Annotated in this window: 28 protein-coding genes; 11 read left to right on the top strand and 17 right to left on the bottom strand. The window is 31.2% G+C overall.

The window, feature by feature from the left end:
• Window positions 1-19: 19 nt before the first annotated feature.
• The 4 genes from FOC43_RS02960 to pgp2 all read right to left on the bottom strand — a co-directional run bounded on the left by FOC43_RS02960 (window position 20) and on the right by pgp2 (window position 4,046).
• Entirely contained in the window at window positions 20-1,408 is a 1,389-nt protein-coding gene (locus FOC43_RS02960; protein ID WP_079727732.1) for an alanine/glycine:cation symporter family protein, read from the bottom strand.
• Between the two features lie 201 nt (window positions 1,409-1,609).
• Window positions 1,610-2,077 carry a tRNA (cytidine(34)-2'-O)-methyltransferase gene (locus FOC43_RS02955; RefSeq protein WP_002779589.1) on the bottom strand — a complete coding sequence of 156 codons (468 nt, stop codon included), beginning with the start codon at window positions 2,075-2,077 and terminating at the stop codon, window positions 1,610-1,612.
• Window positions 2,078-2,079: 2 nt separating this feature from the next.
• Complete coding sequence (locus tag FOC43_RS02950) at window positions 2,080-3,069, bottom strand: alanine racemase (RefSeq protein ID WP_002779590.1); 990 nt, start codon at window positions 3,067-3,069, stop codon at window positions 2,080-2,082.
• On the bottom strand, window positions 3,069-4,046 hold the full coding sequence (pgp2, locus tag FOC43_RS02945) for a cell shape-determining L,D-carboxypeptidase Pgp2 (RefSeq protein WP_002784342.1): 978 nt from the start codon (window positions 4,044-4,046) through the stop codon (window positions 3,069-3,071). The genes FOC43_RS02950 and pgp2 overlap by 1 nt, the downstream gene beginning before the upstream one ends.
• Window positions 4,047-4,378: 332 nt before the next feature.
• Here pgp2 and FOC43_RS02940 point away from each other — a divergent pair, with 332 nt between their 5' ends.
• From FOC43_RS02940 to FOC43_RS02925, 4 genes are all read left to right on the top strand, one after another.
• On the top strand, window positions 4,379-4,684 hold the full coding sequence (locus tag FOC43_RS02940; protein ID WP_002779592.1) for a hypothetical protein: 306 nt from the start codon (window positions 4,379-4,381) through the stop codon (window positions 4,682-4,684).
• Between the two features lie 100 nt (window positions 4,685-4,784).
• Window positions 4,785-5,201, top strand: coding sequence for a copper chaperone PCu(A)C (locus FOC43_RS02935; RefSeq protein WP_002779593.1), 417 nt, complete (start codon window positions 4,785-4,787; stop codon window positions 5,199-5,201).
• A 3-nt stretch (window positions 5,202-5,204) separates the two neighbouring features.
• Complete coding sequence (locus FOC43_RS02930; RefSeq protein ID WP_002779594.1) at window positions 5,205-5,657, top strand: hypothetical protein; 453 nt, start codon at window positions 5,205-5,207, stop codon at window positions 5,655-5,657.
• Window positions 5,654-6,208: an SCO family protein gene (locus tag FOC43_RS02925; protein WP_002779595.1), complete on the top strand. Its 555-nt coding sequence runs from the start codon at window positions 5,654-5,656 to the stop codon at window positions 6,206-6,208. Before FOC43_RS02930 ends, FOC43_RS02925 begins: the two co-directional genes overlap by 4 nt.
• 5 nt (window positions 6,209-6,213) lie before the next feature.
• Here the strand turns inward: FOC43_RS02925 and cysK are convergent, their stop codons facing one another.
• The 3 genes from cysK to ciaB all read right to left on the bottom strand — a co-directional run bounded on the left by cysK (window position 6,214) and on the right by ciaB (window position 9,449).
• On the bottom strand, window positions 6,214-7,113 hold the full coding sequence (cysK, locus tag FOC43_RS02920; protein ID WP_002779596.1) for a cysteine synthase A: 900 nt from the start codon (window positions 7,111-7,113) through the stop codon (window positions 6,214-6,216).
• A 127-nt stretch (window positions 7,114-7,240) separates the two neighbouring features.
• Window positions 7,241-7,531, bottom strand: a complete 291-nt coding sequence (locus FOC43_RS02915) for an HU family DNA-binding protein (RefSeq protein WP_002779597.1) — start codon at window positions 7,529-7,531, stop codon at window positions 7,241-7,243.
• Window positions 7,532-7,607: 76 nt separating this feature from the next.
• Window positions 7,608-9,449, bottom strand: a complete 1,842-nt coding sequence (gene ciaB, locus FOC43_RS02910; RefSeq protein ID WP_002787848.1) for an invasion protein CiaB — start codon at window positions 9,447-9,449, stop codon at window positions 7,608-7,610.
• Window positions 9,450-9,513: 64 nt separating this feature from the next.
• On the opposite strand from ciaB, the gene FOC43_RS02905 reads away from it, so the two are divergent.
• On the top strand, window positions 9,514-9,927 hold the full coding sequence (locus tag FOC43_RS02905; RefSeq protein ID WP_002781726.1) for an acyl-CoA thioesterase: 414 nt from the start codon (window positions 9,514-9,516) through the stop codon (window positions 9,925-9,927).
• A gap of 45 nt (window positions 9,928-9,972) precedes the next feature.
• Here FOC43_RS02905 and kcuS read toward each other — a convergent pair whose 3' ends face one another.
• From kcuS to FOC43_RS02860, 9 genes are all read right to left on the bottom strand, one after another.
• Window positions 9,973-10,170: a KCU-star family selenoprotein gene (gene kcuS, locus FOC43_RS02900; RefSeq protein ID WP_002779600.1), complete on the bottom strand. Its 198-nt coding sequence runs from the start codon at window positions 10,168-10,170 to the stop codon at window positions 9,973-9,975.
• The gene (locus FOC43_RS02895) at window positions 10,151-12,262 is read right to left on the bottom strand and encodes a carbon starvation CstA family protein (protein ID WP_002787852.1); all 2,112 of its coding nucleotides are present in this window, start codon (window positions 12,260-12,262) and stop codon (window positions 10,151-10,153) included. The genes kcuS and FOC43_RS02895 overlap by 20 nt, the downstream gene beginning before the upstream one ends.
• Before the next feature lie 386 nt (window positions 12,263-12,648).
• Entirely contained in the window at window positions 12,649-13,578 is a 930-nt protein-coding gene (locus FOC43_RS02890) for a ribose-phosphate pyrophosphokinase (protein ID WP_002779602.1), read from the bottom strand.
• A gap of 100 nt (window positions 13,579-13,678) precedes the next feature.
• Window positions 13,679-14,338 (bottom strand): amino acid ABC transporter permease, encoded by a 660-nt coding sequence (locus FOC43_RS02885; protein ID WP_002779603.1) that lies wholly within the window; start codon window positions 14,336-14,338, stop codon window positions 13,679-13,681.
• 10 nt (window positions 14,339-14,348) lie between these two features.
• Window positions 14,349-15,101, bottom strand: coding sequence for an amino acid ABC transporter permease (locus FOC43_RS02880; protein ID WP_002779604.1), 753 nt, complete (start codon window positions 15,099-15,101; stop codon window positions 14,349-14,351).
• 1 nt (window position 15,102) lies between these two features.
• The gene (gene peb1A, locus FOC43_RS02875) at window positions 15,103-15,882 is read right to left on the bottom strand and encodes a bifunctional adhesin/ABC transporter aspartate/glutamate-binding protein PEB1a (RefSeq protein WP_002781720.1); all 780 of its coding nucleotides are present in this window, start codon (window positions 15,880-15,882) and stop codon (window positions 15,103-15,105) included.
• 24 nt (window positions 15,883-15,906) lie between these two features.
• Window positions 15,907-16,635 (bottom strand): amino acid ABC transporter ATP-binding protein, encoded by a 729-nt coding sequence (locus FOC43_RS02870; protein WP_004284066.1) that lies wholly within the window; start codon window positions 16,633-16,635, stop codon window positions 15,907-15,909.
• 162 nt (window positions 16,636-16,797) lie between these two features.
• Window positions 16,798-17,586: a CheR family methyltransferase gene (locus tag FOC43_RS02865; RefSeq protein WP_002781712.1), complete on the bottom strand. Its 789-nt coding sequence runs from the start codon at window positions 17,584-17,586 to the stop codon at window positions 16,798-16,800.
• 12 nt (window positions 17,587-17,598) lie between these two features.
• A complete protein-coding gene (locus FOC43_RS02860; protein ID WP_002779608.1) occupies window positions 17,599-18,153 on the bottom strand; it encodes a CheB methylesterase domain-containing protein in 555 nt (184 codons plus the stop codon).
• A 168-nt stretch (window positions 18,154-18,321) separates the two neighbouring features.
• Here FOC43_RS02860 and rpiB point away from each other — a divergent pair, with 168 nt between their 5' ends.
• The 6 genes from rpiB (at window position 18,322) to ychF (ending at window position 22,882) form a co-directional block, all read left to right on the top strand.
• Entirely contained in the window at window positions 18,322-18,759 is a 438-nt protein-coding gene (rpiB, locus tag FOC43_RS02855) for a ribose 5-phosphate isomerase B (RefSeq protein WP_002781710.1), read from the top strand.
• Window positions 18,759-19,091, top strand: coding sequence for a hypothetical protein (locus FOC43_RS02850; RefSeq protein ID WP_002779610.1), 333 nt, complete (start codon window positions 18,759-18,761; stop codon window positions 19,089-19,091). Before rpiB ends, FOC43_RS02850 begins: the two co-directional genes overlap by 1 nt.
• Complete coding sequence (gene apt / locus FOC43_RS02845) at window positions 19,088-19,636, top strand: adenine phosphoribosyltransferase (protein WP_002779611.1); 549 nt, start codon at window positions 19,088-19,090, stop codon at window positions 19,634-19,636. The genes FOC43_RS02850 and apt overlap by 4 nt, the downstream gene beginning before the upstream one ends.
• 99 nt (window positions 19,637-19,735) lie before the next feature.
• Window positions 19,736-20,341: a DedA family protein gene (locus tag FOC43_RS02840; RefSeq protein ID WP_002781708.1), complete on the top strand. Its 606-nt coding sequence runs from the start codon at window positions 19,736-19,738 to the stop codon at window positions 20,339-20,341.
• Window positions 20,331-21,782 carry a leucyl aminopeptidase gene (locus FOC43_RS02835; protein WP_002799702.1) on the top strand — a complete coding sequence of 484 codons (1,452 nt, stop codon included), beginning with the start codon at window positions 20,331-20,333 and terminating at the stop codon, window positions 21,780-21,782. Before FOC43_RS02840 ends, FOC43_RS02835 begins: the two co-directional genes overlap by 11 nt.
• A complete protein-coding gene (gene ychF / locus FOC43_RS02830; RefSeq protein WP_002779614.1) occupies window positions 21,779-22,882 on the top strand; it encodes a redox-regulated ATPase YchF in 1,104 nt (367 codons plus the stop codon). Before FOC43_RS02835 ends, ychF begins: the two co-directional genes overlap by 4 nt.
• Before the next feature lie 6 nt (window positions 22,883-22,888).
• On the opposite strand, the gene argH is transcribed toward ychF, so the two are convergent.
• Entirely contained in the window at window positions 22,889-24,274 is a 1,386-nt protein-coding gene (gene argH, locus FOC43_RS02825; RefSeq protein WP_002779615.1) for an argininosuccinate lyase, read from the bottom strand.
• Between the last annotated feature and the right edge of the window lie 5 nt (window positions 24,275-24,279).

The raw sequence follows: 24,279 nt of genomic DNA, 5'->3' as shown, positions 1-24,279 counted from the left end.
TAAAATTAAGGCTTTTTAATCAGTCCCAGCATTCAGCATTTTTAATACCTAGTTTTGAAGCGCTGAATTTTGGATTTATTTTAGAGTCTTGTTGGGTGTTGAAATCTTTCAATACTTTATTGACTATACCCCCTAAAAGAAGTAAAGAAACAATATTTGTAACTGCCATAAACGCCATAGTTAAATCCGCTAAACTCCAAGCAAGTTTTAAATTCATTTGAGAACCTATAAAAATCATTGCTACAGCAGTAATTCTAAACAAATTCATGACTAATTTGGAATTTGTAAGATATTTTACATTAGCTTGGGCATAATAGTAATTCCCTATCAAAGAAGTGATAGCAAATAAAACAATAGCTATAGTAATAAAATGGACTCCAAAACCGCCATAATATTCACGCATTGCTTCTTGTACTAAAGGCATTGCGGTTAAAAGAGGTTTTCCATCGGCTCCAACATTAAAATATGCCATAGAAAAAAGAACCAAAAATCCTGAACTTGTACAAACAATAACATCAATCAAAACCGAAAACGCTTGTATAATACCTTGTTTTGCAGGGTGACTTGTAAGAGCAGCAGCGGCAGCATTTGGAGCAGAACCCATGCCCGCCTCATTTGAAAAGAGTCCTCTTTTAATTCCTATAACCAAAGCAGAACCAGCAAATCCACCCAAAATCGCTTTAAAATCAAAAGCACTTTCAAATATAAGCACTATTACAGAAGGAATTTTTTCAAAATTAATCAAAACAGCTATAAAGGCAAGTAAGATATAAGCTAATGCCATAAAAGGGACGATTAAAGAGCTTACTTTACCTATTTTTGTATGATGTGAAAAAAACATCCAAATTCCAAAAAGGGTTAAAATAATACCAATAATCATAGGCCAAGAACTTGAAGCAAAATCTGTTGTAGCATTAGGATTAAACATATCATAATAAACTTTAAAAGCCGAAGTCATAGTTTGACTTTGAAGTCCGTTAAATCCATAAGCATAAGTAATAATAAGAATAAAAGCAAAAAAAGCTCCAAAAAAATGAGAACCTAAAGCTTTTTTTATATAATAAGCAGGACCACCTTTAAATCCTCCTGTATTATCTTTAGACTTGTAAATTTGTGCTAAAGTGCTTTCTGCAAAAGCTGAAGCACCACCAAAAAACGCCATAAACCACATCCAAAATAAAGCACCCGCTCCTCCTGCAGCGATCGCGATAGAGATGCCTGCAATATTTCCTATACCTACCCTAGAAGCTGTTGATATCATCAAAGCTTGAAAAGGAGATATGTGCTCTTTGGTATGGTTTTCATTTCTTTCAGTTAGAATTTTAAAAACGGATTTTAACATGCGAAATTGTACAAATCTAGTTAAGAAACTATAGTAAATTCCGCAGATTATAAGTAAAACTACCATTATAGTATCAGTATATGGCAGAACATATTCGAGAATTTTTAATATCTTTTCATCGAATGGAACTGAGGGGTTTAAAGTTAAATTTTGCTCACCCATATTTCTCCTTTAAAAAAGTAAAATTCGCTACAACTTTAGCATATTTTTTATGAAAAAATATTGATAATTTACAAAATATTTAAAAAAATATAAAGTTAAGTAAGATTATAAACTAAAACGATCAAAATTTTGACGCAAGGCTTCATAAGAAACAATGCCGACACTTGTGGCCAAATTTAAACTTCTACCACAAGCTTTCATAGGGATTGTAATGGCATTATCCCAGTTAAGCTGCATTAATTCCATCGGTAAACCATAGCTCTCGCTACCAAAAAATAAAAAATCATTTTCTTGAAATTTGGCTTGAAAATAAAATTTATTACTTTTTGTTGTCGCAAAGAAAAAACGATCTTTGTAAATGAGATTGTGTTCAAGAAAGATATCTAAACTTTCCCAAATTACAGGCTCAAGCTTTTCCCAATAATCAAGCCCTGCTCTACGCACTGCTTTTTGAGAAATATCAAAAACTATGGGTTTGACAATATGCAATTTAAAACCCGCATTAAAACACATTCTACCTATACTGCCAGTATTTTGAGGAATTCTAGGATGAATTAAAACAATATTAAACATATTTACACCAATACTCTTGGGATATCAGGATGGAGTTTTACTAAAATTTCATAATTGATAGTATTGAAAAAATCTGCCCAAACATCTGCATTATCAAACACACATATTTCCTTTCCAAAATCTTGACAAGAAAAACTATCCATTGAAATTTTACCTAAAATTTTTTGTTTATTGGCTAGCAATAAATCTCCCTTGCCATCATAACGAAACAAACCATCTGCATAACCCAAATCATAGGTAGCTATTTTGATTTTTTCTGTCGCACTAAAAGCTCCACCATAACCTACACTTTGACCTATTTGTAATTCTCTATGACTTAATCTATGAGCATATAAACTTAAAACTTTTTTTAGACTTTCATCACCATAACCAAATTGCGCTAAGCCTGTTCTACAAAGCTCATCTTCGGGTATTTTTACAGCTCTAAATAAAGCCGGGGAATTATGCGAGTGAAATATCAAATTTTTATAAATTTGTTTAGCAATATCTTTAGCTTTAGAAAATTTTTCCCTTTGAATAAAAAAACTTGCATCCATTTCATCTGCACCTGCAAAATGTGTAAATATACCCTCTAGCTTCAATGCAGAACATTTGATTTTCAACAAAGCTTCATTTAAATCCTCAACGCAAACTCCATTGCGATGCATTCCTGTGTCTATTTTAAGATGTATTCTTGTATCGTTTTGATAAGCATTGATTTTATCTATATCATTTAGAGCATAAATAAATTTAGAATTTTCTTTGCCATGTGGATGGTGAGAAAGAATTAAAATATTATCAAAAAAATCTTCGAGCTCATAAGCTTCTTTTTCATTTTTAACTGCTACAAAATTAACGCCCAAAGTACTAGCAATCGGAGCTAAAATTTTTGCTCCATGCCCATAAGCATTATCTTTAAAAACGCAAATCAATCTTGAAAAGCTACCTATTTTTTCAGCTATAATTTTTAAATTGCTTTCATAAGCTTTTTGATTGATTTTAATTAAAGACATTATTGTTCTGCTAAGATTTTCATTTTTCCCTTGCTATCAATTTTAACATATAAGATTTTATCCCCTTTAAATTGATAGTTTTTAGTATAATAATCCTCATAAAATGAAATTCTATACATAGTCTCATTTTCTACATTCGGATAAGGGCTGATATTTATATCCGAAAATTTAATCTTTTTGTCTTCTTTTCTAGAAAAAATAGACTTTTTCATAGAAGCAAATTGTTCAAATTTCATTTTATCAAAACGCTTAAATTGTTTCTCATCGTAGAAATTTAAATAAGTATTTATATCGCTATCTGTCCAAGCTAGCTTCCAAGCAAAAAGATCTGCAAGTAAAGCAGCTATATCTTCTTTTTTGGCTCTTACTTTTTCTTTTTCCTCTGTCATAGCAAATACTTTTTTATCTTGTACTACTTTTGCAAATTCTTCAAGATTTTCATTAAATAAGGCTATGCAACCACGCGTTTTAAATTCATCCAATCTTGTTCCATCTAAAGGATAGCCATGTATCCAAATCCCTCCGCCTGTTTTGCCTTGAACTTTATCAAGTAAATTAGGATAAGTTGTTGCAAACGCAAAAGGACCATAATAAGGATCCCCTGGATTAAATTTGCGTCCAAGTTCATAAAAGCCTACTGGAGTTTTTAAATCCCCCTCAACTTGTTTATCCCCCATAAGTCCTGTAATGATAGCTTTTTGTTCAAAGTCTTGTTTAATCTTCCCATCACTATAAGAATAAACACGGAGAATTTTATCTGTCTTATTTGTAAGCACAATAGCAACATCATCATTGTAATATCCTAAAGAGATATTTCTATCGCCTATTTCATCTAACCAAAAATCTTTATTTGTTAATTCTTTTTCAATTGCTACACCTACAGCATCTAAACCCTGATTTAAATAAATTTTTACCAAATCAGAAGCCCCAAGAGCTGAAATGCATATAAAGTAAAATGCTAAAATCTTTTTAAGCAATGCTTTTCCTTAAAACTGTATTTATAATATTTTTTGACAAAAATGTCTGTGATTATATTATTTTTTTTCTTAAAAAATATTAATTATATTAAATTTTATTATGCTATAATTGTAGAATATCCCAAATCACGAAAAAATCAATTTTAAAGGCATTGTTTTATTATCATGAAAAATTTTTTATAGCAGCAATATTTCTGATTATATTTTCATTAACCTTTTATATTTTATATGATAAAAAAAAGGATAATGTGTTTAAACTCAATACCTGCCTTCCATTAAAATGTGATTTAAATTCTCAAGATTGCACCTTTTTGTTTAAAGGAAAATAAATTTTGGTATCTGCTTATCCTAAACCTATAAAAATCTTTAAAAATACCGCCATTAAAGTAAGTAATTTTCCCTTTGATCCAAATTTAAAAATTAAAATTTATAGTTTAAACTCATATATAGGAAACATTATCCCACAATTTACAAACACAAAGGATTCAATTATTATAAATTTTACAGGAAAAAGTGTTACAGATGATTCTCGCTTTAGGGTTGAGTTTTTAAACAATGATAAACCCATAGGCTTTTTCTTTGATTTTGATGTTACTTTGCAAAAAATATACAATAGTGCAATCTTGCCTCAAAATTAAATTTAATAAAAAATTTCATTTTTTAAAAAAATAATTGATTATTTTCTTTTGTTTTGATATAATTAATAATTATTTAATACTAAAATAATAAGGATAAAATATGAAAAAAATTATCACTTTAAGCGCTTTGCTTGCATTAAGTCTTTATGCTAAAGATATAGAAATCAAAGATGCATTTATTAAACAAACTCCACCTAATGCTGTTAATAGTGCTATATTTCTTACCATTGTTAACAATACCGATAAGGACATCTCTTTAATAGATGCAAAAACTGATATCAATCAAGTGAGCGAATTACACACTCATGAACATAAACATGGTATGAAAGCTATGATACAAATTCCTGAGATACCTGTTAAAGCACATTCTAGTACCGAGTTAAAACCTGGAAGTTATCATATTATGCTTTTTAAGCTTAATCAAGCTATTGATGAAAATACTAAAGCGAATTTGACTTTAACTTTTGACAATAATCAAAGTTTAGAAGTTCGTGACATAGGATCAAAAAAGTTATAGATAATGAAAAAAATATTTTTTATTTTGGCCTCAGGCCTATCTCTTTTAATTCTTTATATCATATTTGATTTTTATGTTTTAAAAGATAGAACGACTTTAAGTCAAACTGAGGTTTTATCACCTCTAAGCTGTGATTTAAATATCGAAAATTGCACTTATAGTTTTAAGGATAGAGAGGTTTTGATTTCTATGGATCCAAAACCTCTCCAATCCTTAGAAATCACCAATTTAAAAATTAAAAATTTAGGAAATTATAAAAATTTAAAAATTAAAATTTATGGCTTAAATATGTTTATGGGAGATATAATGCCTAGAGTTACTAAAATAAATGAAACAGATTATGAGTCAAGATTGGTTTTAGCTGCATGTGTTCTTGAAGTTATGCGTTTTAGAGCTGAAGTTTTTGAAGATGATAAACCTATAGGTTTTCATTTTGATTTTGATCTAAAAAGATGAAAAAGGTTTTTTTATTTGCAGTCGCCTTTGTTGCGATGGGTATACTAGCTTTTTGTTTGATAAATAAAAACCAATACGACTTTAATCTAAGATCTGCCTTTAAAGAGCAAACTACTTTAGAGGATTTTAAAGGCAAGAAACTTATAGTTTATTTTGGTTATACTTTTTGTCCTGATATTTGCCCCTCTACTCTTTCTTTAATCGGTAAAAATTTAAAAGCCCTTAAAGATCCAAAAGCTCATGTTCTTTTTATTTCTTTAGATATTTCTAGAGATGGTAATTTAACTTCAACTAACGAATGGTTAAGATATTTTTATCCCAATGCGGACGCTCTTATTGCAAAAAATGATAGCGTTTTAAAGAAAGTGGCTAAAAATTATGGAGTTCAATATCAAAAAATAGATATCAATGATTCTGTGATGAAATATTCCGTTGCGCATAGTAGCGAAATTTTTCTCATCGATGAAAACGGAAAGCTACAAAAGATCATTAGAGATTTGAATCCTGAAGAAGTTGCAAAAGAGCTTAAAAATTTTCTAAGCTCTAAATAAAATTTTTAAGCAAAAAGATCGGTTGAAAGATATCTTTCAGCTGTATCATTTAGCATAGTAAGAATTTTTTTATCTGGAAATTTTTTAGCCAAAACACTTGCTGCAAACACATTTGCACCACTTGAAATTCCTACCATAAGACCGTTTTTAGCAAGCTCTTTAGCTGTATTTATAGCATCTTCATTGCTAACTGTGATGATTTCATCTATAACATCTTTATTTAAGATAGCAGGGATAAAATTTGCACCTATACCTTGTATCTTATGACTTCCAGCTTCACCCTTACTAAGTAGCGGAGAGGCTAAAGGTTCTACAGCAACGACATGAATTTTTCCTAATTTTTCTTTTAAAATTTCACCAACTCCACTGATAGTTCCACCTGTTCCAAAACCCGCTACAAAAATATCAAGATCATTATCCAAATCTTTTAATATTTCTAAGGCAGTAGTTTTGCGGTGTGCATTTTTATTGGCCAAATTGTCAAACTGCGATGGCATAAAAGAATTTGGGGTATTTTTTAAAATTTCATTAGCTTTATCCACTGCACCTTTCATACCTAAACTTGCAGGAGTTAGTTCAAGTTGTGCTCCAAAAAGAGTTATCATTTTGCGTCTTTCTATACTCATAGATTCTGGCATAGTGGCAACAAATTGAAGTCCTAAATCTGCACAAATCATTGCTAATGCAATACCTGTATTTCCGCTTGTAGCTTCGACTATAACAGTCTTAGAATCGATTTTGCCTTCATTTAAAGCGCTTTGGATCATTGCAAAAGCTGCTCTGTCTTTAATTGAATGACTTGGATTTAAAAATTCGCATTTAGCAAAAAGATTTGCACCAAATTTCTCTAATTGTATTATAGGAGTATTGCCTATAAGTTCATTTACTTTTTTATAAACTCTCATAAAACCAACCTTTCAAAAATTTAGCTTCAAGTAAGTTTATAAAAATAAAGTAAATAAAGGATATAAATTGTCGGATTAATTTAAATTTTTTATTTAAGCAGGGCTAGAAAAATTTCTAGCCTTAATATTATTTTTTCTTTTTAGCTTTTGCAACAGCGTCTTTAAGGTTTTTACCCACTTTAAATTTAGCAACTCTTGTTGCAGGAACCTTAATGGTTTTACCAGTACTTGGCACTCTTGCTTCTCTTGCGGCTCTTTCGGCTGTTGAGAAAGTACCAAAACCTATAAAGCTAACGCTATCACCTTTAGCCAATACATCAGTGATAGTAGAAATAACTGCATCAGTAGCAGCAGTAGCATCTTTTTTTGTTAGCCCAGCAGTTTGAGCAACTTGCGAAATGAAATCTGCTTTAGTCATAAAAGCTCCTTTGTTTTATATTGAAACGCCTAATTCTAGCATATTTAGAAAACAATATCAAGTAAAAACATGTTTTTTAGGATTTTTTTTGCATTTTATAGCGCTCAAATTCCCCACTATTGTCAATTTCATTGCCTATTTTTTCATATAGATCATAGTAGAATTGAACAAATTCTTTGCATTCTGGATGAAGAGGCATAAAAATATCGTTTTTTAAAGCACAAAAACGATTTAAAAATTCTTTAGCATCAAGCTTTAAAGCATAATGTTTAGCTAAATCATGATAATTTTTTAAAGTTGCATCTTTAAAATTTTCATAATATTCCAGATTAAAATTAACATTTAATCTATTGTTTTCAAATTTCAAAACTCCACTTTGAAATAATAGTGATAAATGAATAAGTCCTTCTGTATAATAAGGCTTAACCTCTTCAACTCTTTGCCAAGCTATCAAAGATACAGCTCTTTTAATAAGTTCATGAAAAACAGGTAATTTCAAATCCTCTTGTTCATGATAAAAGAAATTAACAAGTCCGCCACTTGTTGCCTTATATTCTTCGATATTTTTAAAAAAACCACTTTGATTCATAAGTTTTTCACTGTCTTTAGCGATAAAAAATATATGACCAAATTCATGTCCTATAGTAGAAACCTCATAAACTCTTTTCCAAATTTTTTCTTTGAAAAATAAAATATCTCTTCCATAATCCAAAAAATCTTTATTAAAAATTTCACTAGCAATTCTCATAAAAGGTTTTGTTTTAGCATTTTCATAGACAAAATTTAAAAAAGCAAAGATTTTTTTGCCTGCAATAGAACTTACAAATTCATCATTAGGAACAACTTGCGCAGAAAACAAACCCTTAAGCTCAGCTCCATAATAAATCATTGGCGCACAAACATAAAGCTGTGTTTTATCAATATTATGCAAAACTTCATTTTTAAGTTGCTCATCTTGAATTCCGATATTTTCATATACGCGCATAAAGCTTTGCTTGATATCTTTTGAAAATTTCAAGGCATCAAAATCACTCTCATCTTCTATTCTTATATCCCACTCTAAAGCTACAGCATGAGTGTAATTATCTTCATAGTATTCTAAAGGATGACCTACTTGTAATGGAGATTTGACTTTCATCCATGCAAATTCAGCCTCTTGCCACGCTCCTATAACCTTTTCTTCTTCCTTTTCACAAAAAGCTAGTTTTAGCTTTTGAAAATACTCTATATAAGCTAACTCATCTTCATTTTTAGCTATTTGTTTTAATTTATCAATCATATCATCAAAAGCAAATTCAAGTTTTAAAATTTCATCTTCAAAAAATCTTGCATAAGGAACAAATTTCCACATATTTCCTATTCTTACCAAAACACCATAGCTTCTTTCGCAAATATCACCCTTTGGAGTTGTTTGATAGAGTTGATTTTTTCGTAAAAATTCCATCGCATCGTTTAAATTTGGAAATTGAGTTGCTAAAATTTTATTGTTTTTTTCTATAATCTCTTTAGTCCAAGAAACTTCAAAAGCATTGATAACTAAGCCTATATTATGCACTCCTTGGATAAGAACTTGATAAAAATCATTTACGATTTTTCTTTCTTTGATCTCATAGATTAGCTCTTGATGCTCTTTTTCATAAAATTTTCTTATCTCTTCATAGAATTTATGCTTAAGCTTGGTAATTTTTTCTTCTTTGAAATTATTTTTTTTCCACTCCTGTATCAAATTTTCCTCTTTAAGATCTACTAAGCGTCTTAATATAGCCAAAAGAGTTGTTTTATCTCTTTTCAACTCACTAAGAGTTAAAAGTCTCTCAAAATACTCGCCCCATTGCTCAGAATCTAAAAGATCATAAAAAAGATTGATATTTTCTTTACGATTTTTTACAAGTTTTGCTAATTCTTTGAAATTATTCATACTTTTATTCTCCTTTTTTAACTTTATTGAATTATAATTCATTTTTTAAAATAAGGAGTAAAAAATGAGAGATATGGGAGAACCAAAATTAAAAATTGTTGCAATGCCAAGTGATACCAATCCCGCAGGTAATATTTTTGGTGGATGGATACTTTCACAAATTGATTTAGCAGGCGCAATAGCAGCTAGAGAACTTTCTCCTGAACGCGTCGTAACTATATCTATGGATAAGGTAGTTTTTAAAGAGCCTGTTTTTATAGGTGATATAATTTCTTGCTATTCTAAGATTGTTAGCGTAGGAAAGACTTCTATAGGTGTAGAAGTAGAAGTTAGTGCTCAAAGAGTGGATTCACAAGGCTGTACTTCTTGCATAAACGTAACCTCTGCCTTAGTTACTTATGTTAGCGTTACAAGAGAAGGAAAGAAAAAGCCTATTAGTGAAGAATTAAAGAAAATTCATGGATTTACAAATACTTAAAGCTTAATTTTTTGTATGATAAAAACTTTATCCTTGTTAAGCTTATCAGCATTTATTTAAACCGCCGCTGTTATATTTTTTATCTAAACATTCCTTGAAAAATTCTCCTCTAGTTTTTGGGGTTTTTTCAGGATGTTTGTGTTTCATGTGTTCTAAATACTTATCATAACTCGAAAGTCCCACTAAGGGATGAAAAAACCTTTCGGCTTTTTCATAGTAGTGTTTAAACTTTTTGAAATTCATCAAGTTTAATATATTTGGTTTCTTTTAGTGGAATTTTAATCTTACCTAGGCAAATTCCTATGCAAGAGAGTATGACAAGCAATGTGGCCAACATGAAAAACACACAAAGAATGGCATTGATTAAATTTCCGATCTTACTTTGAGTAGCTACGGAAATTTCTTTTTCAATTGCTGCAATTTCATTTTCATCTTTGGCATTGTTTAATTTCAATTCTAAATCTTGAATTTTTTGACTTTGTATAGTAACTGCTGCCACATGGCTTACAGCATTTCCTACTTTATTTCCTTCTTCGTAAGGCATAACTTTTTGTATTCCTCCATATAGGGTTGCTACCAAAACAAATGTAGCAGGAATTAAAGTTACCCAAGTGTATTTTGCCTTGCCCATTTTTACAAGTATGGCTGTAGCAAGAAGTAAAGCCATACCTGCAAGCATTTGATTGCTTACACCAAAGAGAGGCCAAAGGGTATAAATACCACCTTTAGGATCAATCGCACCTTGATAAAGAAAATATCCCCATCCTGCAACACTCAATGCGGTTGCTAAAAGTCCAGCTGGATAATTATGAATATTTCCCAAAGGTTTATAGACATTACCTAAGATATCTTGCACCATAAAACGGCAAGCTCTAGTTCCAGCATCCACAGCTGTTAAGATAAATAAAGCTTCAAACAATATAGCAAAATGATACCAAAAAGCCATTAGATCAATACCACCAAAAAGCTCATGTAAAATTAAAGCTACGCCTATAGCAAAAGTTGGAGCCCCACCTGTTCTAGAAAGTATAGTGTATTCTCCTATATTTGCAGTTAAAGTAGAAATTTCTTCAGGAGTGATACTAAATCCCCAACTTGAAATAGCTTGCGCCGCACTTGCAACATCAGATCCTATTAAAGCAGAACTTGAATTTATAGCAAAATAAAGTCCAGGATGTAAAATACAAGCACAAATTAAAGCCATAATTGCTACAGCACTTTCTGCAAGCATAGAGCCATATCCAACAGGCAAAGCATGAGTTTCATTTTCAAGCATTTTTGGAGTAGTTCCACTTGAAATAAGAGCATGAAAACCACTAATAGCACCACAAGCAATGGTTATAAACAAAAATGGAAAAATAGCACCCGCAAATACAGGACCTGTTCCATCAAAATACTGAGTATTTGCTTTTGGCATTTGCAAATCAGGTGCAACGATAATAATAGCTACAGCCATTACAACAATAACACCAATCTTTAAGAAAGTAGAAAGATAATCTCTTGGAGCCAATAAAAACCATACAGGTAAAACAGCTGCGATAAAGCCATAAGCCATCATAATAATTGCCAAAGTTGGAGCTTCTAATGTGAATATTTTCGCCCAATAAGGATCAGCAGCTATAACACTACCATAATGAATCGCTAGAATCAAAAGTATAAAACCTATAACTGAAGCCTCACCTACTCTACCTGGACGAATAAAGCGCATATATACTCCCATAAAAATTGCTATAGGAATAGTCATTGCAATGGTAAATAATCCCCAAGGTGACTCTGCGAGAGCTTTTACAACTACCATAGCTAAAATAGCGATGATAATGAGCATGATACCAAAAATTGCTACCATTGCAACACCACCGGTAAATTTACCCATTTCATCTTTGATAATTTCGCCTAAACTTCTACCTCTTCTACGAGTGGATATAAAAAGCACAACAAAGTCATGAACCGCACCTGCTAAAACACCTCCCACTAAAATCCAAAGCATAGAAGGTAAATATCCCATCTGAGCAGCCAAAATAGGACCCACTAAAGGACCAGCACCTGCAATAGCAGCAAAATGATGTCCAAACAAAACTGTTCTATTTGTAGGAACAAAATCGCGTCCATCATTTTCTAAAACTGCAGGTGTAGCACGATTTTTGTCAAGTTCTAAAACCTTATACGCTACAAAGCGTCCATAAAATCTATATCCTATCATATAGATACACACAGCAGCAACTACTAGATAAATTGCTGATACACTCTCGCCATTTTGTAAAGCTAAATGAGCAAAACAAATAGCACCTAAAGCTGCGACAAACAACCATAAAATTTTAGTTCCAAAACGAGCCATAGTTCTCCTAAAATAATAAAAATATTTCAAAGGATACCAAATTTATAAATAAATTTAATAAAATGTTTGTTTAGTTTTTTTACATCGTATAAAAAAATATTCTTTTTGTTTCTTTAAGTGACATTTTCAAAAAAAATAAACATGCAATCTTGTATTATTTTTTATGACTATTTTTAAGACAAGTTTTATTAAAGTTAAAAATATTTATAGAATGTTGCTTTATTTTGTTAAAAGTTTGCTTTTATTTTTTAAGTCGTTATTATATTTAAAGATGCACTATCAAATATTTTTTGTCATTAGTAAAAGTAAAAAAATCATAGAACTATCAAAGAGATAGTTCTGATTTATTTTATATTAATATAAGATATTTAAAAAAATATAGAAAATTAAATAAAAAGAGAATTTACACTTTCATTGTGGTAAACGCGGCGTATTACTTCAGCAAATACAGGAGCTACGCTTAAAACTTTTATATTAGGCAATTGCTCTCTTAAAGGAATGGTATCAGTAACTACAAGCTCATCGAGCGCCCCTGAAGCAATTCTTTCATAAGCTTTACCACTTAAAACCGCGTGAGTACAACAAGCCATAACGGATTTTGCACCTTTGTTTTTTAAAGCTTCAGCAGCCTTTACAATAGTACCTGCAGTATCAATAATATCATCGACTAAAATCACCTCTTTATCTTTAACATCTCCGATAATATTCATAACTTCGCTCTCATTAGCTTTTTCGCGTCTTTTATCTACTATCACTATATCAAGTCCTAAATTTTTAGCCACACTTCTAGCTCTTGCTACACCCCCTATATCAGGACTTCCAACAATTGCATTTTTAAAATGCTTGGTTTTGATATAATCATTAAATACTATACTTCCATAAAGATTATCAACAGGTATATCAAAAAAACCTTGAATTTGCCCCGCGTGTAGATCGATAGTAGCCACACGATCAATCCCTGCTGCTTCGATTAAATTGGCAACAAGTTTAGCAGTAATAGGTACCCTTGGATTTGCTTTTCTATCTTGTCTTGCATAACCAAAATAAGGAATAATAGCTGTAATAGAATTTGCACTTGAGCGTCGCAAAGCATCTGTTAAGATTAAAAGCTCCATTAAATTATCATTGGTAGGTACACAGGTGCTTTGGATAATGAAAACATCTTTACCACGTACGCTTTCATCAATTTGAACGCTAATTTCTCCATCGCTAAAACGCTTTACTCCAGCATCACTTAAAGGCAAAGAAAGATATTTAGAAATCTGTTTTGCAAATTCTACATTAGCCGAACCTGAAAAAATTTTATAACCGCGCATAAAAGACCTTTTACTAAATAATATTAAAATAAGATTTTAATAAAATAAAATTTAAAAAATGCTGTAAATTCCATTCTCTTTTAATTAAAATACATATTTTCTAAGAAACATAAGCGGTTTTTTTAGCATAATATCTTACAAGCATGGATAATGAAAAGCATATAGCAAAATAAATCACAGCAACAAAACCTATAGTAGCTAAAATTTCATCAAAACTCGTAAGTCTAGCCAAAATATTTTTAGAATTATAAGTCAGTTCTGCTATTTGTAAACCCGCCAAATAGGCCGTATCTTTTACAGTGGTAACAATTTGAGAAAGCAAAGACGGAACAACCTTTCTAAAAGTTTGAGGTAAAATAATATAAAAAAGAGTAAAAAATTTACTAAATCCTTGAGAATAAGCTGCTTCAAATTGTCCTTTTGGAATAGAATTTAAACCACCACGTATAATCTCAGCCATAACTGAACTTGTGTATAGCGAAAATCCTATAGTTCCCCAAAAAGCTTGTGGCATTTGTGGAAAAAATGATGGCAAAACAAAACAAGCAGCAAGCATCCATAAAAGCAATGGAGTATTTCTAAATATATCAATGTAACAAGTTGCTAATAACCTGCTGAATCTATCTCCATAATTTTTAGTAATAGCTAAAAAAGTTCCAAAAATGATAGATATAATACAAGTCGCCAAGGCAATTTTAAGGGTAAGGACTAGACCTTGCATTAAAAATTCAATATTTTGAGCATTAAAAACATTTTCCATACCAAACCCCTTATCTTGTTAAATGAGCTTTCTTAAGCTTGTCTTCGTAAACTTTTGCAAAATATGCCAAAGGATAACAAATGATAAAATATAAAATCGCCGCAAAAATATATGCAGGTGCGTAATTTCCATAGTCAGCAGCATAACTATCTGCAGAATGCATAAGCTCTGCTCCACCTATAATCAATAATACAGAAGTATTTTTAATCAAATTTACCATTTGATTTGTCATAGGCGGCAGGATAATTTTTATAGTTTGTGGAACTATAATATAACGCATTTGCTGTACATAGGTAAAACCTTGAGAGGCTGAAGCTTCGAATTGTCCCCTAGGAACAGATAAAATTCCACTTCTAACTACCTCACTTACATAAGCACCATGATAAGCACCTATACCCAAAACACCGATGGTAAAAATATCAAGATGAATTCCTAAGCCAGGCAAAGCAAAATATAAAAAGAAAATTTGTATTACCAAGGGAATATTTTGAAAAAGCTCAACATACACTCGAGTGTAGGCTCTTAGGATTTTAATTTTACTTGTGGCCATCACACCACCTATAGTTCCAAAAACAATCGCTATAAGTAATGCAAGAATGCTCACTTCTAAAGTATAAATAAAACCGCTAATAAAAGCATCTCCATTGTCCAAAGCGTCTAGAAATTTCCAAATTGCAAAAGGATTTGTACTACTTTCATCATACAAACCCCAAGAACTAAGGAGTTGCCTTAATTTATCCACAAAGCCTACACTCTCATTCATTTTATAAACCCCATTTTTTAGCTAAAGCGTCGATTTCAGTTTTGTTTTGTTTTACAAAATCATTGACATAATTTGAAAAATTTGCATCATCTTTTTTTGTAACTATGCCATAACTTTGAGGATCGAAACTATCAGGTAAAATTTCATTATTCTCATCTTTATAACCTAGTAAAATAGATTTATCAACTGAAAACGCATCAATTCTTTTTGCATCTAAAGCTGCTTTTATGCTAGGATAATCAGGAAATTCGCTGAATTTTACTTTAACACCTATTTTTTTAGCCGCAGTATTGATAACTTTTTTAGTAGTTGCTGCTTGAGCTACCCCTATAGTAGCACCATTCATATCTGCTAAAGATTTATAATTTTTCTCTTTTAAAACTAAAAGCCCTACAGCATCTTGATAATACGGCTCTGAAAAATTATACACTCTTTTTCTCTCTGGAGTGATAGTAAAAGTTGCTATAACCGCATCAACGCTACCATTATCAAGTAATGGACCTCTTGTTTTAGCATTTACTGCTATAAGTTTAACTTTATTTTCATCTCCTAAAATACTCTTAGCAAGCATTTTAGCAACATCAACTTCAAAGCCTTTAATTTCGCCTGTAGCTTGATCAAGTAAAGCATAGTGTGGTACATCATTTTTTACACCTATAACCAACTCTCCTTTAGCCTTGATAGCTTCAAGTTTTCCTTCAGCTGCATTTGCACTAGTAAAAGCCATACAAGCTCCTAAAGCAAGTGCTGCTAATTTTAATAAAGAATTTCTAAAAACCATTGTTCTCTCCTTTTAAAATTTGGTTTAATTTTTAAGAATTTTTCCTAAAAAGAGTCTTGCTCTTTCAGTTTTAGGATTGGAAAAAAACTTACTAGGAACATTTTCTTCCACAATAGCACCATCTTCCATGAAAATAATTCTATCGGCAACTTCTTTAGCAAAACCCATTTCATGAGTTACCACAACCATAGTTGTATTTCTTTGTGTAGAAATTTCTTTCATTACATCTAAAACTTCTTGTATAGTCTCAGGATCAAGTGCTGAAGTAGGTTCATCAAACAAGATATAAGGTTTTTTAGTACATAGCGCTCTTGCGATAGCAACACGTTGTTGCTGACCACCTGAAAGCGTGGCTGGATAAACATTTGCCTTGTCTACAAGTCCAACCACCTTAAGATATTGATAGGCTGTTTCTTCGGCTTCTTGGCGTAATTTTTTTTGAAGTTTCATAGGAGCTAAAGTTAAATTTTGCAAAACAGTCATATGAGGATAAAGATTGAAATGTTGAAAAACCATAGCACAATATTTCCTACAAATTTCAATCTTATTTTTATGATTTAAAACAAGATTATTTACAACAACTTCACCCGAACTCACCTCTTCAAGTCCATTCATGCAGCGAATAGTAGTACTTTTTCCACTTCCGCTAGGGCCTATGATAACAAGTTTTTCACCTTCTTTAACACAAAGGTTAATATTTTTAAGAACATGATGGGTTCCATAATATTTATTTACATTTCTTAACTCTATCAAAATCTTTCCTTTTTTGATTAAACTTAAAAATTAATAATAACAAGGGTTTATTATATTGACAATATTATAGCACCAAAATCAAAATTTAAGCTAAAAATAGTAACTTTATTTTAGCGAAGATATAAAAAAGTGTAACTTTTTGTAAAATTTAAGAAAATATAATCAAATTTTTTCATAGTACACACCTCGAGGTGAAAAAACTTTCTTAAAAAATGTGGTTTCAGGAATCAAATCGGCATTGCCCACATACAACCTACCGTTATCAGCTAAAATTTGATAAAAACGCTCCATTAATTTAATTCTAGAATCATAGTCAAAATAAATCATCATGTTCCTAGAGACAATAATATCAAATTTACCCAGTCTTAAAAATTTATCTTCAAAAACATTACATAATTCAAATCTACATGTGCAAAGCTCGCTTTTATTAATGCTAAATGTTTGCTCTCCAATATCTGTGAAAAATCTTCTTTTTTCACTTTCGCTTAAACGCTGTAAAGTTCTACCTTGATATTTACCCACCTTTGCTTTTTCGATGACATTTGAATTTATATCAATTCCTAAGATCATCATATCCTTAAGGAAATTTTGAGCTCCCAAAATCGCCATAGAATACACCTCTTCGCCACTAGAACAAGGAGCACTTAAAATATTTACTGTTTTTTCAAGACTTTTAGCATAAAAAATAATTTCTTTTAATTGCGACAATTCTCTTAAAAAGTATGTTTCCCCTATAGTAACAAAATCTAAAGTGTCTTGTCTAAGCTGTCTATTTATTTGAAGTTTGCTTAAAAATTCAGCAAAGGTTTTTACACCCGTACTTGAAACAAATTTTGATAATTTTAAAACTAAAATATTTCTTTTTTCATTTAAATCTATACCGCTGATTTCATTAATAATCTTAATAAATTCATTAAGCTCTAATTCGCTAGGATTAATTTTTTCTTCCATAAATTTAAACCCTCATTCTTCATTTATAAAATTTAAAATTTCTTGTTTAATTTCTTTTAAACTCATAGGCCTTAGTTTTGGATTTATATCTTTTGCTTTTTTTGGCATACCATATACAATACTATCAGCCTCATTTTCACACAAACATTTAACTCCTACTTTATACAATTCAAACAATCCCTTAGCCCCATCATCTCCCATGCCTGTTAGTATTACAGCTAAAATTTTGTTTGTCTTTACCAAAGGTACAGCTGAGTGAAACAACAAATCTACATTTGGTTTAAAGCTTGTGACAACTTCTTTCCAGTTTGCCATAAGATTTAAATTTCCTGATAAAATAGTATTTTTTTGACAAATATAAATTTTATTTGCCAAAACCTCTTTGTCGTTTAAAAGACTTACTTCGCTTAAGGCTTCTTTATTAAACTGATTTACAAAAGAAGGTATAAAACTTGCACTCATATGTTGAGCTATAACTACGCAAGTATTTTTTATATCCACATCTTTTAATAAAAACTTCAGCTGATTAGGGCCTCCGGTAGATGATCCTATCAATAGGAGTTTCATTTAATTTTCCTTCTATTTGTTAAAATGGATTAAAATTCTTAAAATGTATATTGTAACATATATACAAAAAATAAAGCTTAGTTTTAAATTTATTTTGAAAACAAAAAGCTTTTTTTATGATTTGTTATGTTAATATAGATGCTTTAATTTTTAAATTTTGGATTTTTTATGCTTAGAAAAAAAATTTATATTGCTAGCGATCATGCGGGTTTTATGCTTAAAGAAAAAATTTGTACCTTTCTTAAAGAAAAGCAAATTCCTTTTGATGATCTTGGGACAAATGATCCTACTAGTTGTGATTATCCAGATTATGCACATTTGTTAGCTTCTAAAATAGATGAACAAAGCTTTGGAATTTTAATTTGTGGTTCAGGGATAGGAATTTCCATCGCTGCTAATCGTCATAAAAACATTCGCTGTGCCTTATGTAATGAAAGCCTTAGTGCTAAACTTGCTAGAAAACACAATGATGCAAATGTTTTAGCTTTTGGAGGTAGATTAATAGGCATTGATGCAGCTATCGATATGATAGAAAATTTTATTCAAACCCCTTTTGATCAAGGTAGACATGTAAAAAGAATTCAAAAAATTGAGGTAGATTGTTAATGTTTGCAAATTGGTTTATTTTAACTGCACTTATTTGTGCTACTATTTATCTAGTTGTTATGTTGTTTTATTATAAAACCCTGCTTAATAAAGAAAAAACTTCAAAAGATTTTATAAAAAACAATCTTGATGATACTGAAATAGTCATTAGAAAACTACAAATTCAACTTCAACGCAGTCTTGGGAATATCGATATTTTAACCGAAGAGCTCAATAAAATAAAAGCGGATTTAACTTCTCTAAGAACAAGAAATTCTCAATACCGTTTAGAAAATGATAAACTAAGACAAAGAATTAAAGAGCTAGAAGCAAAAATCGAGGCATTATTATGACAAAACTTACACAAAACGAACAGCAATTTTTATCAGAAAGCATACGCGTTATTCCAAATTTTCCAAAAGAAGGTATTATCTTTCGAGATATTACAACTCTACTTAACAATCAAAAAGCCTTATCTTTTTTACTGGATCATTTAAGTAAGCGTTATCAAACTATGAATTTAGATTTTATAGCAGGAACTGAAAGCAGAGGTTTTATTTTTGCGGCAATGATTTGTGCTAAGCTAAATTTACCTTTTGTTCCTATACGCAAACCCAATAAACTTCCATCAAATACCTATTCTTGCGAGTATGAACTTGAGTATGGGACAGATAGAGTAGAAATTCATCAAGATGCATTTAGAAATATAAAAAATGCAAAAATTTTGCTTGTAGATGATCTTATAGCTACAGGTGGGACAGCACTTGCCTCTTTTGAGCTTATTAAAAAAGCAGGAGGAGAATGTATCGAGGCTTGTTTTTTAATGAATTTGAAAAACTTAGGCGGTGAAGAAAAATTACAAAAGCATTGTTCTGTATATAGTGTTTTAGAATTTTAGGAGGGTGCGATGAGAAAATGGTTTAAATTTTTTATCTTTATCGTTTTAATTGCTCTAATAATTTATGTGATTCATGGTTTGGTTAAAAATGATTTCTCCTTGGAAGAATTTATTATAAGAATTTGGAATGAACATGTTGAAACTTGGGGCTACTTGATACTTTTTTGCTGGAGTATTTTAGAGGGTGAGCTTGGACTTATTTTTGCTGGACTTGCAGCCCATGATGGAAAAATGCATGTAGTATTAGCTATATTTATAGCTGGCTTGGGTGGCTTTGTTGGGGATCAAATTTATTTTTATATAGGAAGATATAACAAACGCTATATTCAAAAGAAACTCCGTTCGCAAAGGCGTAAATTCGCCGTAGCGCACTTACTTTTACAGCGTTTTGGTTGGCCTATTATTTTTATACAACGCTATATGTATGGTTTTAGAACTGTAATCCCTATGAGCATAGGTATTACGCGTTATAGTGCTAAAAAATTTGCCATTATCAATCTTCTTAGCGCTTGGGTTTGGGCTGCTATTACCATACTTTTAGCTTGGCATTTTGGTAATTTAATCCAGAATTTTTTAACCTGGGCTAAAAATCATTGGTATTTAGCTGCTATTATGATAATATGTTTTTTATCTTTACTTGTTTTCACCTTTAAACAAATTGAAAAAGCTATACTTAAAGAAAAAAGGAAAAAAAATGATATTTGAATTAAGTGATAAAAAAATTCATGGTATAAAAGCAGATTTTGAACTTGTTTTTATACAAGATAAAAATCTAAAACCATTCACAAATGAAAAAGATTTTTTTAAATTAAATAACTATACAGGCGAGGGAATTTTACTCGATTTAAACAATAAAAGATTATTTATAGAACTTAAAAGTTTAAATTATGAGGATATAAGATTAGCACTTTACACTGCTTATAAAAATTTAGAAAAATTAAACATTAAAAGCGTAAAACTTCCTAGCATATTAGGTGATTGCGTTGTGAGAAGTTTTACTTCTTTGGTTGAAGGTGTGCTTTTTGGAGCTTATAATTTTGATAAATACAAAAGCGAAAAAAAAGAAAGCACTTTAGAAAAATTTATAATTTCTGCCGAAGAACTAAATGCTAAAAAATTTAATCTCGATGAAGCAAAAATAGGTCTTTTACGCGGTGAAATTCTAGCCAATGCGACAAATTTTGCCAAAGATATAGTTAATGAAATTCCTGAAATTTATACTCCTTTAAAAATGGCGGAAGATGCTCAAAATTTAGCTAAAAAAAATAAAAATATCACATGCAAAATTTGCGATGAAAAATTTCTTGCTAAAGAAAAAATGAATGCATTCTTAGCTGTCAATCGTGCTTCTGCTCATCCGCCGCGTCTGATCCACCTTAGCTATAAAGCTAAAAATGCTAAAAAGCGTATAGTATTTGTAGGCAAAGGCTTAACTTACGATAGTGGTGGCTTGAGCCTAAAACCTGCTGATTATATGCTTACTATGAAAGCGGATAAAAGCGGAGCTGCAGCTGCGATGGGAATTATTAAAGCGGTTGCCGAGCTCGCTTTAGAATTAGAAGTACATTGTATCTTAGGTGCAACTGAAAATATGATAGGTGGAAACGCTTATAAACCAGATGATGTTTTAATTTCGCGCGAAGGCGTGAGTATAGAAGTAAGAAATACCGATGCTGAAGGGCGTTTGGTTTTAGCTGATTGTTTATCTTATGCTCAGGATTTAAAACCTGATTTACTCATTGATATGGCGACTCTTACAGGAGCTTGCGTTGTGGGGCTTGGGGAATTTACAAGTGGTATTATGGGAAATAATGAAGAATTGCAAAATGAATTTTATTTAAGCTCTAAAAAAAGTGGAGAATATACAACCATACTACACTTTAACCCGCATTTAAAAGAACTTATAAAGTCAAATATTGCTGATGTTAGTAATTCTGCTTCTAGTCGTTATGGTGGTGCAATTACAGCTGGGTTGTTTTTAGATAAATTCATACGCAAAGAATATAAAGATAAATGGCTCCACCTTGACATAGCAGGACCTGCTTATATAGAAAAATCTTGGGGCTATAATAGCTTTGGTGCGGGTGGAACAGGAGTTAGAATGTGTGTTAATTTTTTAATTCATCTTTTAAGGAAAAATAAATGAGTTTAAGCGTCGGTATAGTAGGTCTTCCAAATGTTGGAAAATCAACTACTTTTAATGCCTTAACCAAGGCACAAAATGCACAAAGTGCAAATTATCCCTTTTGTACCATAGAACCTAATAAGGCTATGGTTGAAGTTCCTGATCTAAGATTAAATGAACTTGCCAAAATTGTAAAACCTGAAAGAATTATGCATTCATTGATAGAATTTGTAGATATTGCAGGGCTTGTAAAAGGTGCGAGCAAGGGCGAGGGATTGGGAAATAAGTTTCTCTCCAATATACGTGAAACAGAAGTAATTTTACACATTGTGCGATGTTTTGATGAAGAAAACATCACCCATGTTGAAGGAGGCGTTGATCCTTTAAGGGATGTTGAGATCATTAATACAGAGCTTATTTTAGCAGATATAGAACAGCTTGGTAAAAAAATAGAAAAACTCAATAAAGAAGCTAGAGCAAATACCAAAGGTGCAAAAGAAAGTCTAGAAATGGCAAATTCTTTGCTTGAACATTTAAATAAAGGTCTTCCAGCTAGCACCTATTTGCAAAAAGAAGATGAGATTTTTCAAGCTTTAAATAAAGAGCTAAGACTTCTTTCTGCCAAAGAAGTGATTTATGGGGCAAATGTTGATGAAAATGGTATTAGCGAAGATAACGAGTATGTAAAAATTTTAAAAGACTATGCTAATAAGAACAATCACGAAGTTATCAAGCTTTGTGCTAAGATAGAAGAAGAATTAGTTGGCTTAAGTAATGAGGAAAGTGCTGAATTTCTAAGCTCTTTAGGTGTAAATGAAAGTGGGCTTGATCAAATCATACGCACTGCTTTTTCTAAACTTGGACTCATAAGCTATTTTACAGCAGGAGTTTTAGAAGTGCGTTCTTGGACTATTAAAAAAGGCTGGAAAGCTCCAAAAGCTGCTAGCGTGATTCATAATGATTTTGAAAAAGGTTTTATCAAAGCAGAAGTGATTTCTTATGAAGATTTTATCACCTACAAAGGAGAAAATGGCGCTAAAGAGGCGGGAAAATTGCGTCTTGAAGGAAAAGATTATATCGTCTTAGATGGCGATGTGATGCACTTTAGATTTAATGTTTAGGCAAAATTAGCCTAAACATTCAAGAAATTTTTCTAAAATTTGAATTTGTTTTTCTACACTAGCAACTGAGCTTGAACCTTCACTTTGTTTAGAATTTAAAGAATTTTCAAAATCAAGCAATTTCATCGCTTTTTCATCAAAGATAGGATCTATTTTTGAAAGATCTTCGATATCACTTATATCAATCCCTTGTTTTTCAGCTTGTGCGACCACATTACCGACTATAAAATGCGCTTTTCTAAAAGGAATATTTTTTTCTCGCACTAAATAATCTGCCAAATCTGTAGCCAACAAATGCCCTTTTTTGCAAGATTTTAACATATTTTCTTCATTGATTTTTACTTCTTTTAACATAGCATTTAAAATAATCAAACTATCTTTTGCTGTTTTAACACTATCAAAAAGTCCTTCTTTATCTTCTTGCATGTCTTTATTGTAAGCTAAAGGAAGTGCCTTCATAATCGTTAAAAGAGAAATCAAATTTCCATAAACACGCCCTGTTTTTCCGCGTATAAGTTCGCAAACATCGGGATTTTTTTTCTGTGGCATGATAGAACTTCCTGTTGAAAAACTATCGCTTATGGTTAAAAATCCAAATTCTGAAGCAGAAAATAAAATCATCTCTTCGCAAAGTCTTGAAGTGTGTGTAAAAATCACTGCTATATCATAAAGTAAATCAAGCGCAAAATCCCTATCACTCACTCCATCCATGGCATTTGGCATAATGTCTTTAAAGCCTAAAATTTGAGCGCTAAGATTGCGATTTGTTGCATAGCTAGTTCCCGCACAAGCACAAGAACCTAGCGGGGAAAAATCCGCAAGCTCTAAACTATTTTGCAAACGCTTGATATCACGCATAAACATAAAAGCATAGCTTAAGATATAAAAAGAAAAACTTATAGGTTGTGCATGTTGCAAATGCGTAAAGCTTGGCATAATAGTTCTTTTATGCGCTCTAGCATGAGAAAGTAGAGTTTGGATAAGTTCTTTTAAAAGCATTATAAGTTCTAAATGGGACTTTTTGGTAAATAATTTAAAATCAGTTGCAACCTGATCATTGCGACTGCGAGCTGTGTGAAGTCTTCCGCCTATTTCACTTCCTATAAGCTCACTTAAACGCTTTTCTATAGCCATATGAATGTCTTCATCTTCTATATTGAAAACAAAGCGATTTTGCTCTATCTCGACTCTAACCTGCTCTAAACCTTTTACAATAGCCTCTAGCTCATCTTTTTTTAAGATTCCGCAATTTTCAAGCATAGTAGCATGAGCAATAGAACCCTGTATGTCTTCCACATACAAAGCTCTATCTATATTTAAACTTGCATTAAATTCTTTTAAGAGTTCGTTACTTGCTTCGCTAAAGCGTCCTGACCACATCTCATTTTTCATCAATG

The organism is Campylobacter coli (assembly GCF_009730395.1).
Lineage (GTDB): Bacteria > Campylobacterota > Campylobacteria > Campylobacterales > Campylobacteraceae > Campylobacter_D > Campylobacter_D coli.
The sequence above is the reverse complement of the archived record's forward strand: the minus strand, read 5'-3'. Positions and strand labels throughout refer to the sequence as shown.